Source organism: Stenotrophomonas sp. RIT309, assembly GCF_000632045.1.
Classification (GTDB): domain Bacteria; phylum Pseudomonadota; class Gammaproteobacteria; order Xanthomonadales; family Xanthomonadaceae; genus Stenotrophomonas; species Stenotrophomonas indicatrix.
The window spans coordinates 90,354-104,673 of the sequence record NZ_JFYS01000041.1 but is presented as its reverse complement, the minus strand read 5'-3'; the positions used below and the strand labels follow the sequence as shown (position 1 = coordinate 104,673).

Sequence of the window (14,320 nt, the reverse complement as noted above, 5' to 3'; positions counted from 1 at the left end):
TGGTCCTCTGTTGGTTGTCGTCGCTTAGGACGGGGGCTGTTGGATGACCGGAGGATAGAAATTAAGGATTGCCTTATTTGAAATGGAGTGGGAGCGCACTAGCATCCCTATTTCTTCGGATTTCTAGTCGCATGCATGGTGTGAGTAGATGTCAAAGCAACCATCGCGGGCCGGGAGAGCAAGGAAAGGAGAGGTGTGATGCGATTGATCAGGGTTCTGCTGGTTGGTGATCGAACCATGGACCGAATTGCTATGGAGTCGCGCTTGTCGATTGACGATAGGATTGTGGTAGAAACCGTTGGCGACATTTGCAGCGCTGCGACACTCGTGGAATGGCGGCACTACAGCTTGGTGGTGGTGAACGCGTTTGGCCTTGGACGATCACTAGTGGATCTGATCAACTGCTTCTCCCTGCACTCGCCACAGTCGCGGATTGCCTTTTTTGGAGGCAAGTCGACCGCCATGGTTAGGGCCGCCGAGATGATTGCCGAGGCCCGGGGGGTGGGGGTGCTGAGGGGATTGAGCTTGGACGACTTCGATGGCAAGTGCGCGGAATTCCGAGCGTTCGTCGATGAAGTTGCCCGAGGGGCTACCGTCGTGCCCTTGCTTTGCCGTGGATTTAGCCGTGGATAGTGGGTGGCAAATTGCTGGCAGAAAAGCTGGCACTACGCTGCCAATCGATGCCCATTTCTGCCCATGCGGACGTCCTGAACGAAAAAGCCCATCAAGCTAAAGCATTGATGGGCTTCGTTATTCTGGTATTTGCGAAACCGGCGCCTATGGCGTCACGGGGACAATGCACCCCCGGTTTCTTCAAGTTCTGCAAGGTACGAGGCCTGTTCCGTGTCGCCACGGTCAGTGCCTGCCCAACGCTGCGCATGCTACGCCAAAAAACCTGAACAGTCACCCGCTTCCGCAGGTCGCTTGCTAGCATCGGCGGTTCCGTTAGTCGCCCAGGGAATGGACCGCATGCAGCTCGAAATCGCCGTGACCGACGCCCCCAGCCCGCAAGCACTGGAGCTGATTGCCGATGGCCTGGATCAGTTCAATCTGCAGGCGGCCGGCCATGCCGATCGACGCACCTTGGCCGTGCTGGCCACCGATCCGGCCAGCGGCGAAGTGGTGGGTGGCTTGAGCGGGCGCACCTCGCTGGGCCTGTTGTTCATCGACCTGTTCTACCTGCCGCCCGCAAACCGGGGTAATGGCCTGGGGTCGCAGATGCTTGCCGCTGCCGAAGAGGAAGCACGCCGGCGCGGCTGCCGTTCCGCCGTGCTCTACACCATCAGCTTCCAGGCGCCGGACTTCTATGTGAAGCATGGCTGGACCGTATTCGGCCAGGTCCCGTGCGATCCGCCGGGGACCAGTCGCGTGTTCCTCAGCAAGGATCTCCGCGCGGCGTGAATGGCAGGCGTCGGCCGGTCGCCACGCCAATCCGCAACATGTTGTAGAGCGTCCGTCATAGCGGATTGCTAACGTCGTGGGCACGAATTTGCGACACACTGGCTACGACCATTCCAGCCAGAACAGATACGGAGACGGCCGGTGACCGAAGCAATGCAACAGCGCAGCCTGCGTCAGCTGGTTGGCCCGGTAGGGGCCGATTACCAGCGGCGGGCACTGCCGCCCGGCTGGGTCTGGGCGGTGCTGGCGGTGTTGTTGGCTGCAACCTGGGTAACCGAGTTGCCGGCCACGGCTGCAGCCGCGCTGATCGCCAGTGCGGTGGTGGTGCATTGGCCTCGGCGTGGCCGCTTCCATTGGCTGGGCTGGCGGCTGCCGGCCCTGGCGGTACTGGCCGCACTCCTGTGGGGTCCGGATGTGCTGTCACAGTGGTTCGAGCATGGCCTGGCCCTGACCCTCATGTCGCTGGCCAGCCTGAGCATTGGCGTGCACGTGTGGCAGTCGCGGCAACTGGCGCGGCAGCTGCAGGCCTCCGCCGACGCGCTGGACGACGCCCAGTTGCTGGCCCTGCTGCCCGTCGATGCGGCGCGGCTGGCACAGCAGTGGCGTGCCGGTGATGATCGCCATGCTCCTGAGCTGTCGGTGGTGATGCACCTGGCAGTGATGCACGCGGCGCTGTCACCGCGTCTGCGCGGGCAGGGCATGCTGGCGGGTTGAGTCGTTGCCCGAAACGGTGGGCGACGCCCCGCGCTTGGGCAGTCTGGCGCAGTCCTTCGAAAGCCGACGGAGGGGCCGTGGGCTAAAGGCCTGGCAGCACCTTGCGCAGATAGATCCGCTCGTGGCCCGGCGGGCAATCGGGGAGCCGCCCGAACACTTCATAGCCCTGTCGCAGGTAGAAGTGTTCGGCCTGCCAGTCGAAGGTGTCGAGCATCACCCCGCACGCACCAGCGTCACGGGCCTGGGTCTCGGCATCCGCCAACAGGCGCTGGCCGATGCCACGCCCGCGAAGTTCCGGGTCGACCCACAGGACATGCACCTGCAGCCAGCCTGCGCAGACATCGGCAAGCAGTCCGCCCCGCAGTTCACCTTGTTCATCGCGCCAGGCCAGCCGGACCGGCACGTCTTCGAAGTCGAAACCGCTGCTGGCGCGGTTGAACGCAGACAACCGCGCGCACAGCTCGCGCGCGTCTTCAGCATTGGCCGCCGCAGGAGCGTCGGCGCGCTCCATCAGGCGTCGCGGTTGCCGCGACGCATTACCCGCTGCTTCTCGATCGCCCAGTCACGATCCTTGGCGGCATCGCGCTTGTCGTGGGTCTGCTTGCCCTTGGCCAGCGCCACTTCCAGCTTGATCTTGTTCTTGCTCCAGTACATGGCGGTGGGCACGATCGTGTAGCCATCACGCTCGACCTTGCCAACCAGCTTGTCGATCTCGCTCCGGTGCAGCAGCAGCTTGCGCTCGCGCCGGTCGTTGGCCACCACGTGGGTGGAGGCCTGGATCAGCGGGGTGATCTGCGCGCCGATCAGGAAGATCTCGCCGTCCTTCACATAGGCGTAGGCGTCGACGATGTTGCCGCGGCCAGCGCGGATCGACTTCACTTCCCAGCCCTGCAGGGCCAGGCCGGCTTCGAAGCGGTCTTCGATGTGGTACTCGTGACGGGCACGCTTGTTCAACGCGATGGTCTTGTTGGCCGTCGCGCTCTTTGCTTTATCCTTGCCGGTGTTCTTGCTCATTTCCGTATTGTCTCCGATTCGGGCCCGCCCGGTCGATTGCCGAAGCGTCCTGTATTCATGCCTACTATCCGCCGCAGTGCCCTGGTCGAACATTCGGCCGCGCGCATGTTCGATCTGGTCAACGACGTCCAGGCCTATCCGCGCCGCTTCCGCTGGTGCTCCGACGCCCGCATCCTCGAGCAGGGCGAAGACCGGCTGGTCGCTCGCCTGGACCTGGGCTTGGGTTCGTTCAGCACCTGGTTCCAGACCGAAAACACCCTGCAACGCCCGCACAGCATCGACATGCAGCTGCGCGAGGGGCCGTTCAAGCAACTGCACGGCCGCTGGGAATTCCACGCCCTGGCGGAAGATGCCTGCAAGGTCACCCTCACCCTGGACTTCGAGCCGAGTTCACGCCTGCTGGGTCCGGCGCTGGCCATCGGCTTCCAGGGATTGGCCGATCGCATGGTCAACGATTTCGTCCGCGTCGCCGACGAGGGCTGAACGATGATCGAGGTCGAGGTCGTGCTGGCCTGGCCACACCAGGTGCTGTCGCGCCGGCTGCAGCTGGAGGAGGGGGCGACCGTGGCTGATGCCGTGGCAGCGGCCCGGCTCGAAGGCAGTGCCGACTGTCCTGCCGCCGCCGTGCATGGCGTACTGGCGCAGCCGCATCAGGTGCTGCTGGATGGTGATCGTGTGGAGCTGCTGCGTGGCCTGCAGGCCGACCCGAAGGACAACCGCCGGCGACGCGCGCGCGGCGGTTGATCTCCAAGGCCCGTCCGGAGGACGGGCAGGGTGGCTCAGCGGCCGCCCTTCTTCTTCTTGTCCTTCGGCAGATTGCGGCCGAACTGGCGCACGGTCTGCTGGGCAAGGGCCTTGTCGTTGGCCGGGAAGTAATCGCCTTCCCAGCGGGTGACCACATCATTTTCGAAGTACACGACGAAATTCTTCACGTCGGTACGGCCCAGGCGGTTCACGCGCTCGGTCGAGGTGTAGTCCCAACGCTGGGCGTGGAACGGATCCGGCACCGACGGGGTGCCCAGCAGGGCAGTGACCTGCTGCTTGCTCTGCCCGACCTGCAGTTTGGCAACGGCATCTTCCCGGATCAGGTTGCCCTGGTAGATGGGTTGCTTGTAGATGATGCCGCACCCGGTGGTGGACAAGGCGACGGCGGCGACCAACAGGAGATTGCGCATCGGGACTGGCGGTTGGGGAAATCAATCCGATGATACACTCCCGGCGTGCCACCGCGACCCAATCCGAGGCAGCTGGCGCTAAATCGCCAATGAACGGAGACCTATGGAAACCCACGACCTGCGTAAAGTCGGCCTGAAGGTGACCCATCCGCGGATGCGGATCCTGGCGCTGCTCGAGCAGCGCAATGCCCAGCACCACATGACCGCCGAAGACATCTACCGCCAGCTGCTGGAGCATGGCGACGAGATCGGCCTGGCCACGGTGTACCGGGTGCTGACCCAGTTCGAGGCCGCCGGCCTCGTGCTCAAGCACAATTTCGAAGGCGGCCAGGCCGTCTACGAACTCGACCGCGGCGGCCACCACGACCACATGGTCGATGTGGACAGCGGCAAGATCATCGAGTTCGAAAGCACTGAGATCGAAGACCTGCAGCGCAAGATCGCTGCCGATCATGGCTACGAGCTGGAGGAACACTCGCTGGTGCTGTACGTGCGCAAGAAGCGCAAGTAAGCCGCGCAGCCAGTTGATTGCGACGAAACCCCGGGCATGCCCGGGGTTTTTGTTTGTCTGGCCTCAGCGTCGCGGTAGATCCACGCCATGCGTGGATGGCCCCATCAGGACGTCCAGATCCACCGCCTCGGCCATCGCCCGGTTCCCTGCATCGCCCGGGTGCAGGTGGTCGCCGGAGTCGTAGGCAGCCGCCATCCGTGAGGGATCGGCCGGATCGCGAAGGGCCGCGTCGAGGTCGATCACCGCGTCGAACGGGCTGTCCGTGCGCAGCCAGGCGTTGAGCCGCTGGCGCAGGGCGTCCTTGTCCGCGGCGTAGTAGTCGTCCAACGGGGTGCCGGGCAGGGCGCCGGCAAACGGGGTCAGGGTCGCGCCGAGGATGCGCAGGCCGCGGGCATGGGCGCGCTGGGCCAGGTCGCGGTAGCCGGCCTGCAGCTCGGCCAGGCTGGGCCGGGCCTGCGCGCGGGCAAAGGCCGTGCCCGGCCAGCTGATGTCGTTGATGCCGATCAGCACGATCACACTGGCGACACCGGGCTGGTCGAGCACGTCACGCTGGAAACGCTTGCGGGCCGATTCGCCCATGCCATCGTGCAGCAGGCGACCGCCGGATATGCCGGCATTGACCACCGCTACACCTTCTGGTGCCAGCCGCGCGGCGAGGTGATCGGTCCAGCGCTGGTCCTGGTCGAGGCTGGCGGTGGCGCCATCGGTGATTGAATCGCCGATCACCACCACGCTGCGCGCGATGGCCGGGGCCTCGATTTCGATAGCCGACAGGAGCAGGCGGGCCGTGGTGCTGCTGGCGTCCCGCAGCGCGGGCCGTTGATGCTGGTCGCCCGGCGCAATCCAACTGGTCTGCCGCCCTTCCCAATGGAAGGTCTGCAGCGGCGTGCGGTCGGGCAGGTAAACGCTGACCTGCACCGCCTGCCGATCAGCGGTGGGAAGGGGGAGCGGATCGCTCAGGCGGTCCTGCCCGGGCGCAATCACGACCCCGGGCTGGCCGTCGAAGCGCAGCGGCTGCGGCGTGTCCCCGGTATGGGCGGCGATGCTGGCAGCGCCGATCCGCAAAGGTTGGGTGCCGTAGGCATTGCTCAGGCGGATCCGCAGGCGGGACCCGCCCAGACTGATGCGAGCGCTCTGGCGAAAGGTCTGGTCCTGCAGTTGGCCGGGAATGAGGGTAGGAAACAGGAAATCGCTGCCCCACACCGGCTGCGGGCTGGCTTGCCAGCTGGCCACCCAGTGCGGGGCAGGTGACGCGGCGGCGGCGCCGGACAGGACAAGCAGGGCGGTGGCGGTCAGTTGGCTCAGGCGATTCATCGGGATGACCCGGTGGGAGGGACGACCATGGTGCGTCCAGGGTCATCTGTGACCTAGACTGCGCATGGACAATCATCTGTGAATCGAATTCATTGGCATGGCACGCACCGACATCAACCGATCCGGCGAACTGGAAGTGTTCGTACGGGTGATCGAAACCGGCGGCTTTTCCGCCGCCGCCCGCAGCCTGGAGATGACACCGTCGGCGGTCAGCAAGCTGGTTGCGCGGCTGGAACAACGGCTGGGCACGCGTCTGCTGCAGCGCTCCACCCGCCAGTTGCAGCTGACCCCGGAGGGCTGCGCGTTCTATGAGCGCGGCCTGCGGGTGCTGGCCGATCTGGAAGAGGCCGAACGCTGTGCCAGCGCCCACGCCGAGCCGCGCGGGCGGCTGCGGGTCAATGCCAACGTGCCGTTCGGCCAGCATTTCCTGCTGCCGCTGCTGCCGGAATTCCTGCAGCGCCATCCGCAGGTCGGTGTGGACCTGACCCTGACCGACGAGGTGATCGATCTGCTGGAGCAGCGCACGGACGTGGCGGTGCGGGCCGGTCCGTTGAAGAGTTCCAGCCTGGTCGCGCGCCGGCTGGGTGCAACGCGGATGATGATCGTGGCGGCACCGGCCTATGCGGCACGACACGGACTGCCGGCCAATGCCGATGCGCTGCTGGCGCACAACCGGTTGGATATCGGCCATGCACGGTCGGTGCAGGGCTGGCCGCTGCTTCAGGATGGCCAGCAGCAGCGGGTGCTTCCGAGCGGGAATGCGCGCGCCAGCAATGGCGACGCGCTGCGTCAGCTGGTGCTGGGTGGGCTGGGCCTGGCCCGGCTGGCGGCGTTCCAGGTGCAGGCCGATATTGCGGCAGGCCGGTTGCTGCCGGTGCTGGAGGACGCCAACCCGGGCGACCTGGAAGAGGTGCACGCGGTGTTCCTGGGCCAGGGGGGCTACCTGCCGCTGCGGGTGCGCGCGTTCCTTGATTTCCTGGTGGAGAACGTCGATCTGACGCAGCCGCGGGGGTAGTGCCGGCCGCTGGCCGGCAGCGTCATGACCTTCGTCCGCGTGCGTCGGGTTGCCGGCCAGCGGCCGGCACTACCAGGTCTTCGTCCGCGTGCGTCGGGTTGCCGGCCAGCGGCCGGCACTACCAGGTCCTCGTCCACGTGCGTTGGGTTGCCGGCCAGCGGCCGGCACTACCAGGCGTCAGGCCTGCAGTAGATCCACGCCATGCGTGGATGAATGCCCCCGATTCACGCGCGCCAACAGGCGTGCAGGGACCTACACCTGCAGCAGCTTGCGCGCGGCGGCGCGGGCTTCCTTGCTCACTTCCACTCCACCCAGCATGCGCGCCAGCTCTTCCTCGCGGGCCTTTGCGTCGAGCTTCTCCACTGCGCTCTGGGTCATGCCTTCCACCGGTGCCTTGCTGACCCGGTAATGGGCGTGGCCCTTGGAGGCGACCTGCGGCAGATGGGTAACGCACAGCACCTGGCGCTTTTCGCCGAGGGCGCGCAGCTTCTGGCCGACGATATCGGCCACCGCGCCACCGATGCCGGAGTCGACTTCGTCGAACACCATGGTCGGCACTGCATCCAGGTCGAGCGCGGCCACTTCGATGGCCAGCGAAATACGTGACAGCTCGCCACCGGAAGCGACCTTGCGCAGCGCACGCGGTGGCTGGCCGGCATTGGCAGCCACCAGGAACTCGACGCGCTCGGCGCCCTGCGGGTCCGGCTTGCCGTTGTCCTGCGGCTCCAGCTCGATCAGGAACTGGCCGCCGCCCATGCCCAGCTCGGCAATGATGCCGGTGGTGGTGGCCGACAGCTCGGCAGCAGCGGTGCGACGGCTGGTGGTCAGTGCTGCAGCCTCGACACGCCAGGCCGCTGCGGCCTTCTCAATTTCGCCGGCCAGACGCTGCAGGCGCTCGTCGGCGCCGCGCAGCTGTTCCACTTCGGCGTGCATGCGCTCACGCTGCGCACCCAGCTCATCCATCGGCACGCGGTGCTTGCGGGCCAGGTCGTGCAGGCGGCCGAGGCGGCGCTCGTTCTCCTCGAACTGGTCCGGATCGGCGTCCAGGTCGTCATGCACCCGGTCGAGCAGGGCCAGCGCCTCGTGCAGCTGGATGGAGGCGCTGTCGATCAGGGCATCGACGTCGCCCAGGCGCGGGTCATGTTCGGCCACCCTGGCCAGTTCATGCCGCACCTGCTGCAGCAGGTCCAGCGCCGAGTGGCCTTCGTCGCCGTTGAGCTGGTCCGAAGCTGCCTGGCAGGCGGCCAACAGGGCGCTGGCATGCGCCTGACGGCGATGGCTGGCGCCGAGCGCGGTGATCGACTCCGGCTCCAGATCCTCACGGTCCAGTTCACGCAGCTGATGTTCGAGGAAGCCGATGCGGTCACTCACGTCGCCCTGTTGCGACAATGCGAGGGATTCATCGACCAGCGCCTGCCAGGTGGCGGCAGCGCGGCGCACCTGGCGGCGTTCGCTTTCGTTGCGGGCATAGGCGTCCAGCAGGGCCAGCTGCGACGGGCGCGTCAGCAGGGCCTGCTGCTCATGCTGGCCATGGATTTCCACCAGCAGGCCGGCGAGGTCGGCCAGCTGCGCCAGGGTGACCGGGCGGCCGTTGATCCACGAGCGCGAGCCGCCGTCGGCGCGGATCACGCGGCGCAGCTGGCATTGGTCTTCATCGTCCAGCTCATTGCTGGCCAGCCACTGGCGGGCGGCCTGCAGCTGGTCCAGCGCGAATTCGGCCGACAGTTCGGCCCGGGCCGCGCCATGGCGGACCACGCCGCTGTCGGCGCGCAGGCCGGACAGGAAGCCCAGGGCGTCGACCATCAGCGATTTGCCCGCGCCGGTCTCGCCTGAAACCACGGTCATGCCCGGCCCGAACTCCAGTTCGGTGGCGCGGACGACGGCGAAATCCTTGATTGAAAGATGTCTGAGCATGGGTAAGGGGGTGTCTGCAGCCGCGCAACGCTAGCACGCGCGGCGGGGTCGTCCAATGACTTGCCAAGGGGATGCGTCGCCATTATCTAATGTCCCTGTCTCACAGGTTGATTTCATGCACGGTTCTCCCGACCAACTTGCCCCGCGCGCGCGGCACCTGCTGCGCACGCTGATCGCGCGCTACATCCAGGATGGCGAGCCCGTGGGTTCGCAGACGCTGGCGCGCGTGGCCGGCCTGGAGGTCAGTCCGGCCACCATCCGCAACATCCTCGGTGACCTGGAAGACCTGGGCCTGCTGGCCTCGCCGCATACGTCGGCGGGCCGGATTCCGACCGCGCATGGCTACCGGGTGTTCGTCGACAGCCTGTTGCAGATGCAGCCGCCGGGCGAAGGGGAGCTGGCCCGACTGCGTCAGGAGCTGGCCGGAGGCGGCAGTACCCAGGCGCTGCTCGGCAGTGCGTCGGAGCTGCTGTCGGCGATGAGCCACTTCGTTGGCGTGGTCAGCGCGCCGCGCCGCGAGCAGTTCGCCTTCCGCCAGATCGATTTCGTGGCGCTGGACGGGCGCCGGGTGCTGGCGATCCTGGTGTTTGCCGACAATGAAGTGCAGAACCGGGTGATCGAGACCCGCCAGGACTTCGCGCCGGGGCAGCTGGAGCAGGTGGCCAATTACCTCAATGCCCACTTTGCCGGGCTGCCCCTGGCCGAGATCCGTACCCGCCTGCTGCTGGAGCTGCGCGACGCCCGTTCCGAGCTGGAACAGGTGCTGGCGCACAGCGTCGAGCTGGCCGAGCAGGCCTTGCAGCCGCCGGCCGACGACATGCTGGTGGCCGGCCAGACGCGTCTGATGGGGGTGCAGGACCTGTCCGACCTGGAGCGCCTGCGCGAGCTGTTCGAGCTGTTTTCCAGCAAGCGCGAGATCCTGCAGCTGCTGGAGCGGACCATCCAGGCCCCCGGCGTGCGCATCTTCATCGGCGAGGAAACCGGCGTGGTACCCCTGCAGGGCGTCTCGCTGGTCACCGCGCCGTACACCGCCAACGGCCAGGTACTGGGCGTGCTGGGCGTGATCGGGCCGAAGCGGATGGCCTACGACCGCATGATTCCGCTGGTCCAGGCCACCGCCGATGTGCTCGGCGCGGCCTTTTCGCCGGGCGGGCGAACTCCGGGTGCATCGGACGCTTGAAACGCAGCATCCCGCCCACACTAGGGTGGGTGGAGGCGGAGAGTGACCGCCAGGGACCCAGACATGAATCAAGATCAGCCAGACATCGCCGCCCAGCAGGCCGCCGCCGACGCAGCTGCCGCCGAGGGCGTCAACGAACAGATCGAACAGCTCCGTGCCGAAGTGGAGCAGGTCAAGGCCGAAGCGCTGCGTGAGCGCGCCGACCTCGACAACCAGCGCAAGCGCGTGGCCCGCGACATCGAACAGGCGCGCAAGTTCGCCAACGAGAAGCTGCTGGGCGAACTGCTGCCGGTATTCGACAGCCTCGATGCCGGCCTAAAGGCCGCCGGCGACGATGCCCATCCGCTTCGCGAGGGCCTGGAGCTGACCTACAAGCAGCTGCTGAAGGTCGCTGGTGACAACGGCCTGGTGCTGCTGGACCCGACCGGGCAGCCGTTCAACCCGGAACACCACCAGGCGATCAGCCAGGTCGCTGCCCCCGGCGCCGCCCCGGGCAGCGTGGTGACCGTGTTCCAGAAGGGCTACCTGCTCAACGAGCGCCTGTTGCGGCCGGCGCTGGTGGTGGTTGCCGCCGATTGACCGCGGGCGCCGGGCTTGGCCTGACGCGGGTTTTCCCGCCGCGACCGGGGCATCGGCACGACCGACGCTGAACGTGTTGGGCGAACGGAAACACAGCGTTCGGGGGATGGCTTGAATGTTCCACGAGCCTCCCCCACATCCCATTCATCCACCGGCCGAACGGCCGGACTGACAAAAACAACATCCTTCAAGGAGTCTCCCCCATGGGCAAGATCATTGGTATCGACCTCGGCACCACCAACTCGTGCGTGGCGATCATGGACGGCGGCAAGGCCCGCGTCATCGAAAATTCGGAAGGCGATCGCACCACCCCGTCGATCGTCGCCTACACCAAGGACGGCGAAGTCCTGGTCGGTGCCTCGGCCAAGCGCCAGGCCGTGACCAACCCGAAGAACACCTTCTACGCGGTGAAGCGCCTGATCGGCCGCAAGTTCACCGACGCCGAAGTGCAGAAGGACATCGCGCACGTCCCGTACAGCATCCTGGCCCATGACAATGGTGATGCCTGGGTGGCCACCAGCGATGCCAAGAAGATGGCACCGCAGGAAATCTCGGCCAAGGTGCTGGAGAAGATGAAGAAGACCGCCGAGGACTTCCTCGGTGAGAAGGTCACCGAAGCGGTCATCACCGTGCCGGCCTACTTCAACGACAGCCAGCGCCAGGCAACCAAGGACGCTGGCCGCATCGCCGGCCTGGACGTCAAGCGCATCATCAACGAGCCGACCGCGGCCGCGCTGGCCTATGGCCTGGACAAGGGCGACAACAAGGATCGCAAGATCGTTGTCTACGACCTGGGCGGCGGCACCTTCGACGTCTCGGTGATCGAGATCGCCAATGTCGACGGCGAGAAGCAGTTCGAAGTGCTGGCCACCAACGGCGACACCTTCCTGGGTGGCGAAGACTTCGACAACCGCGTCATCGAGTACCTGGTTGAAGAGTTCAACAAGGACCAGGGCATCGACCTGCGCAAGGATCCGCTGGCCCTGCAGCGCCTGAAGGATGCTGCCGAGCGTGCCAAGATCGAACTGTCCAGCGCCCAGCAGACCGAAGTGAACCTGCCGTACGTCACCGCTGACGCGTCGGGTCCGAAGCACCTGAACATCAAGCTGACCCGCGCCAAGCTGGAATCGCTGGTGGAAGAGCTGATCAGGAAGTCGATCGAGCCGTGCCGCGTTGCGTTGAATGACGCCGGCCTGCGTTCGAGCGACATCAGCGAAGTGATCCTGGTCGGCGGCCAGACCCGCATGCCGAAGGTGCAGCAGGCTGTCACCGAGTTCTTCGGCAAGGAACCGCGCAAGGACGTCAACCCGGACGAAGCCGTGGCACTGGGTGCTGCGATCCAGGGCGGCGTGCTGGGCGGCGACGTCAAGGATGTGCTGCTGCTGGACGTGACCCCGCTGTCGCTGGGCATCGAAACCATGGGCGGTGTGTTCACCAAGATCATCGAAAAGAACACCACCATCCCGACCAAGGCCTCGCAGGTGTTCTCCACCGCCGAGGACAACCAGTCGGCCGTGACCGTGCACGTGCTGCAGGGTGAGCGCGAACAGGCCCGCTTCAACAAGTCGCTGGCCAAGTTCGACCTGTCCGGCATCGAGCCGGCCCCGCGCGGCCTGCCGCAGGTGGAAGTGTCCTTCGACATCGACGCCAACGGCATCCTGCACGTGTCGGCCAAGGACAAGAAGACCAACAAGGAACAGAAGGTCGAGATCAAGGCCGGTTCGGGTCTGTCCGAGGAAGAGATCGCACGCATGGTCGCCGACGCGGAAGCCAACCGCGAAGAAGACAAGAAGTTCCAGGAGCTGGTGCAGGCCCGCAACCAGGCCGATGCCCTGATCCACGGCACCCGCAGCGCGATCACCGAGCACGGCAGCAAGGTTGGTGGCGAAGTGATCGGCAAGGTGGAAGCGGCCCTGGCCGATCTGGAAACCGCGATGAAGGGTGACGACAAGGCGCAGATCGAAGCCAAGTCGAAGGTGCTGGAAGAAGCTGGCCAGTCGCTGTTCGCTGCGGCTTCGGCCGACCAGGGCGGTGCCGCCCCGGGTGCCGACGCCGGCAATGCGGGCAAGGCGCAGGATGACGTGGTGGACGCCGAGTTCACCGAAGTCAAGGACGACAAGAAGTCCTGATCCGGACCGACACGGGACGCTGGTTGCCAGCGTCCCGTTGTCGTACCAGGGTCCTGACCGCCCTCTGGCGTGTCGGGGCGCCCGACGCAAGAGCGGACCTGGTTCCGCTCTTCCGCTTTGACGAATCCCGACTTTCCGGAATGCGATCCACGATATGAGCAAGCGCGATTACTACGAAGTGCTGGGCGTTGCCCGCACCGCCACCGACGAAGAACTGAAGAAGTCCTACCGCCGTTGCGCGATGAAGTTCCACCCGGACCGCAACCCGGGCGATGCGGCGGCCGAAGCCTCCTTCAAGGAGTGCAAGGAAGCCTACGAAGTCCTGTCCGACGGCAACAAGCGCCGCATGTACGACAGCCATGGCCATGCCGCGTTCGAACACGGCATGGGCGGTGGTGGCGGTGGTCCGGGCGGCCCGGACATGAACGATATTTTCGGCGACATCTTCGGCAACATCTTTGGTGGTGCCGGCGGTGGTGGCCCGCGCCAGGCGCGTCGCGGCGCCGACATCGGTTACGTGATGGAGCTGGACCTGGAAGAAGCGGTGCGTGGCGTCGAGCGCCGCATCGAGATTCCGACCCTGGCCGAATGCGGCGACTGCGATGGCAGCGGCTCGGAAGACGGCAAGGTCGAGACCTGCAACGTCTGCCATGGTCGTGGCCAGGTGCGCATCCAGCGCGGCATCTTCGCCATGCAGCAGGCCTGCCACAACTGTGGTGGCCGTGGCCAGATCATCGCCAAGCCCTGCAAGACCTGCCACGGCAACGGCCGTGTCGAAGAAGACAAGGTGCTGTCGGTGAAGGTGCCGGCGGGCGTGGATACCGGCGACCGCATCCGCCTGGCGGGTGAGGGCGAGGCCGGCCCTGCGGGGACGCCACCGGGCGATCTGTACGTGGAAGTGCGCGTGCGCGAGCACCACATCTTCCAGCGCGACGGTGACGACCTGCACTGCGAAGTGCCGATCCGCATTTCGCAGGCCGCACTGGGCGATACCGTGCGCGTGGCCACCCTCGGTGGCGAAGCGGAAATCCGTATCCCGGCCGAGACCCAGACCGGCAAGCTGTTCCGCCTGCGCGGCAAGGGCGTGCGTTCGGTGCGCAGCCGCAGCGAGGGTGACCTGTACTGCCGCGTGGTAGTGGAGACGCCGGTCAACCTCACCAGCGACCAGCGCAAGCTGCTGGAGCAGTTTGAAGCCACCTTCAACGGCGAGGATGCGCGCAAGCATTCGCCGAAGTCGGCGACCTTCATCGACGGCGTCAAGGGCTTCTGGGATCGGATGACGTCCTGATCCCTTGAGGGAAATGTTGAACGACAGCGCCGGGCCATGCCCGGCGTTTTCGTTTCCGGCGCAGCAGATCCGCGCCATGTGTGGAC

17 protein-coding genes are annotated in these 14,320 nt (G+C 66.1%); 12 read left to right on the top strand and 5 right to left on the bottom strand.

Features of this window, described 5'->3' with window-relative positions:
• Positions 1–198: 198 nt before the first annotated feature.
• From BW38_RS03535 to BW38_RS03545, 4 genes are all read left to right on the top strand, one after another.
• Complete coding sequence (locus BW38_RS03535; RefSeq protein WP_032977662.1) at positions 199–633, top strand: response regulator transcription factor; 435 nt, start codon at positions 199–201, stop codon at positions 631–633.
• Between the two features lie 47 nt (positions 634–680).
• Positions 681–899, top strand: coding sequence for a hypothetical protein (locus BW38_RS21835; protein WP_152543323.1), 219 nt, complete (start codon positions 681–683; stop codon positions 897–899).
• 70 nt (positions 900–969) lie between these two features.
• Positions 970–1,401: a GNAT family N-acetyltransferase gene (locus BW38_RS03540; protein WP_032977930.1), complete on the top strand. Its 432-nt coding sequence runs from the start codon at positions 970–972 to the stop codon at positions 1,399–1,401.
• Positions 1,402–1,542: 141 nt separating this feature from the next.
• The gene (locus tag BW38_RS03545; RefSeq protein WP_032977659.1) at positions 1,543–2,115 is read left to right on the top strand and encodes a hypothetical protein; all 573 of its coding nucleotides are present in this window, start codon (positions 1,543–1,545) and stop codon (positions 2,113–2,115) included.
• A gap of 82 nt (positions 2,116–2,197) precedes the next feature.
• Here the strand turns inward: BW38_RS03545 and BW38_RS03550 are convergent, their stop codons facing one another.
• Both BW38_RS03550 and smpB read right to left on the bottom strand, forming a co-directional pair.
• Complete coding sequence (locus tag BW38_RS03550; RefSeq protein ID WP_032977656.1) at positions 2,198–2,626, bottom strand: GNAT family N-acetyltransferase; 429 nt, start codon at positions 2,624–2,626, stop codon at positions 2,198–2,200.
• Positions 2,626–3,129, bottom strand: coding sequence for an SsrA-binding protein SmpB (gene smpB, locus BW38_RS03555; RefSeq protein ID WP_025878861.1), 504 nt, complete (start codon positions 3,127–3,129; stop codon positions 2,626–2,628). The genes BW38_RS03550 and smpB overlap by 1 nt, the downstream gene beginning before the upstream one ends.
• 57 nt (positions 3,130–3,186) lie before the next feature.
• On the opposite strand from smpB, the gene BW38_RS03560 reads away from it, so the two are divergent.
• Together BW38_RS03560 and BW38_RS03565 are read left to right on the top strand one after the other, a co-directional pair.
• On the top strand, positions 3,187–3,612 hold the full coding sequence (locus BW38_RS03560) for a type II toxin-antitoxin system RatA family toxin (RefSeq protein WP_025878862.1): 426 nt from the start codon (positions 3,187–3,189) through the stop codon (positions 3,610–3,612).
• Between the two features lie 3 nt (positions 3,613–3,615).
• Positions 3,616–3,873, top strand: a complete 258-nt coding sequence (locus BW38_RS03565; protein WP_032977653.1) for an RnfH family protein — start codon at positions 3,616–3,618, stop codon at positions 3,871–3,873.
• A gap of 35 nt (positions 3,874–3,908) precedes the next feature.
• On the opposite strand, the gene bamE is transcribed toward BW38_RS03565, so the two are convergent.
• The gene (gene bamE / locus BW38_RS03570) at positions 3,909–4,304 is read right to left on the bottom strand and encodes an outer membrane protein assembly factor BamE (protein WP_032977650.1); all 396 of its coding nucleotides are present in this window, start codon (positions 4,302–4,304) and stop codon (positions 3,909–3,911) included.
• Positions 4,305–4,407: 103 nt separating this feature from the next.
• On the opposite strand from bamE, the gene fur reads away from it, so the two are divergent.
• A complete protein-coding gene (gene fur / locus BW38_RS03575; protein WP_025878865.1) occupies positions 4,408–4,815 on the top strand; it encodes a ferric iron uptake transcriptional regulator in 408 nt (135 codons plus the stop codon).
• Positions 4,816–4,878: 63 nt separating this feature from the next.
• Here fur and BW38_RS03580 read toward each other — a convergent pair whose 3' ends face one another.
• Positions 4,879–6,129 carry an SGNH/GDSL hydrolase family protein gene (locus tag BW38_RS03580; protein WP_032977647.1) on the bottom strand — a complete coding sequence of 417 codons (1,251 nt, stop codon included), beginning with the start codon at positions 6,127–6,129 and terminating at the stop codon, positions 4,879–4,881.
• A 97-nt stretch (positions 6,130–6,226) separates the two neighbouring features.
• On the opposite strand from BW38_RS03580, the gene BW38_RS03585 reads away from it, so the two are divergent.
• A complete protein-coding gene (locus BW38_RS03585) occupies positions 6,227–7,144 on the top strand; it encodes a LysR family transcriptional regulator (RefSeq protein ID WP_025878867.1) in 918 nt (305 codons plus the stop codon).
• Positions 7,145–7,396: 252 nt separating this feature from the next.
• Here the strand turns inward: BW38_RS03585 and recN are convergent, their stop codons facing one another.
• Positions 7,397–9,058: a DNA repair protein RecN gene (gene recN, locus BW38_RS03590; protein WP_032977644.1), complete on the bottom strand. Its 1,662-nt coding sequence runs from the start codon at positions 9,056–9,058 to the stop codon at positions 7,397–7,399.
• A gap of 115 nt (positions 9,059–9,173) precedes the next feature.
• Here recN and hrcA point away from each other — a divergent pair, with 115 nt between their 5' ends.
• The 4 genes from hrcA to dnaJ all read left to right on the top strand — a co-directional run bounded on the left by hrcA (position 9,174) and on the right by dnaJ (position 14,234).
• On the top strand, positions 9,174–10,238 hold the full coding sequence (gene hrcA / locus BW38_RS03595; protein WP_025878869.1) for a heat-inducible transcriptional repressor HrcA: 1,065 nt from the start codon (positions 9,174–9,176) through the stop codon (positions 10,236–10,238).
• A gap of 63 nt (positions 10,239–10,301) precedes the next feature.
• Complete coding sequence (gene grpE, locus BW38_RS03600) at positions 10,302–10,817, top strand: nucleotide exchange factor GrpE (RefSeq protein ID WP_025878870.1); 516 nt, start codon at positions 10,302–10,304, stop codon at positions 10,815–10,817.
• Between the two features lie 203 nt (positions 10,818–11,020).
• Positions 11,021–12,946, top strand: coding sequence for a molecular chaperone DnaK (dnaK, locus tag BW38_RS03605; protein WP_025878871.1), 1,926 nt, complete (start codon positions 11,021–11,023; stop codon positions 12,944–12,946).
• Positions 12,947–13,100: 154 nt separating this feature from the next.
• Entirely contained in the window at positions 13,101–14,234 is a 1,134-nt protein-coding gene (gene dnaJ, locus BW38_RS03610; protein WP_025878872.1) for a molecular chaperone DnaJ, read from the top strand.
• Positions 14,235–14,320 lie beyond the last annotated feature (86 nt).

Coding starts and splice junctions, on each gene's coding strand:
- BW38_RS03535 (WP_032977662.1), top strand. CDS start 199: ATGCGATTGATCAGGGTTCTGCTGGTTGGTGATCGAACCATGGACCGA.
- BW38_RS21835 (WP_152543323.1), top strand. CDS start 681: ATGCCCATTTCTGCCCATGCGGACGTCCTGAACGAAAAAGCCCATCAA.
- BW38_RS03540 (WP_032977930.1), top strand. CDS start 970: ATGCAGCTCGAAATCGCCGTGACCGACGCCCCCAGCCCGCAAGCACTG.
- BW38_RS03550 (WP_032977656.1), bottom strand. CDS start 2,626: ATGGAGCGCGCCGACGCTCCTGCGGCGGCCAATGCTGAAGACGCGCGC.
- smpB (WP_025878861.1), bottom strand. CDS start 3,129: ATGAGCAAGAACACCGGCAAGGATAAAGCAAAGAGCGCGACGGCCAAC.
- BW38_RS03560 (WP_025878862.1), top strand. CDS start 3,187: ATGCCTACTATCCGCCGCAGTGCCCTGGTCGAACATTCGGCCGCGCGC.
- BW38_RS03565 (WP_032977653.1), top strand. CDS start 3,616: ATGATCGAGGTCGAGGTCGTGCTGGCCTGGCCACACCAGGTGCTGTCG.
- bamE (WP_032977650.1), bottom strand. CDS start 4,304: ATGCGCAATCTCCTGTTGGTCGCCGCCGTCGCCTTGTCCACCACCGGG.
- fur (WP_025878865.1), top strand. CDS start 4,408: ATGGAAACCCACGACCTGCGTAAAGTCGGCCTGAAGGTGACCCATCCG.
- BW38_RS03580 (WP_032977647.1), bottom strand. CDS start 6,129: ATGAATCGCCTGAGCCAACTGACCGCCACCGCCCTGCTTGTCCTGTCC.
- BW38_RS03585 (WP_025878867.1), top strand. CDS start 6,227: ATGGCACGCACCGACATCAACCGATCCGGCGAACTGGAAGTGTTCGTA.
- recN (WP_032977644.1), bottom strand. CDS start 9,058: ATGCTCAGACATCTTTCAATCAAGGATTTCGCCGTCGTCCGCGCCACC.
- hrcA (WP_025878869.1), top strand. CDS start 9,174: ATGCACGGTTCTCCCGACCAACTTGCCCCGCGCGCGCGGCACCTGCTG.
- grpE (WP_025878870.1), top strand. CDS start 10,302: ATGAATCAAGATCAGCCAGACATCGCCGCCCAGCAGGCCGCCGCCGAC.
- dnaK (WP_025878871.1), top strand. CDS start 11,021: ATGGGCAAGATCATTGGTATCGACCTCGGCACCACCAACTCGTGCGTG.
- dnaJ (WP_025878872.1), top strand. CDS start 13,101: ATGAGCAAGCGCGATTACTACGAAGTGCTGGGCGTTGCCCGCACCGCC.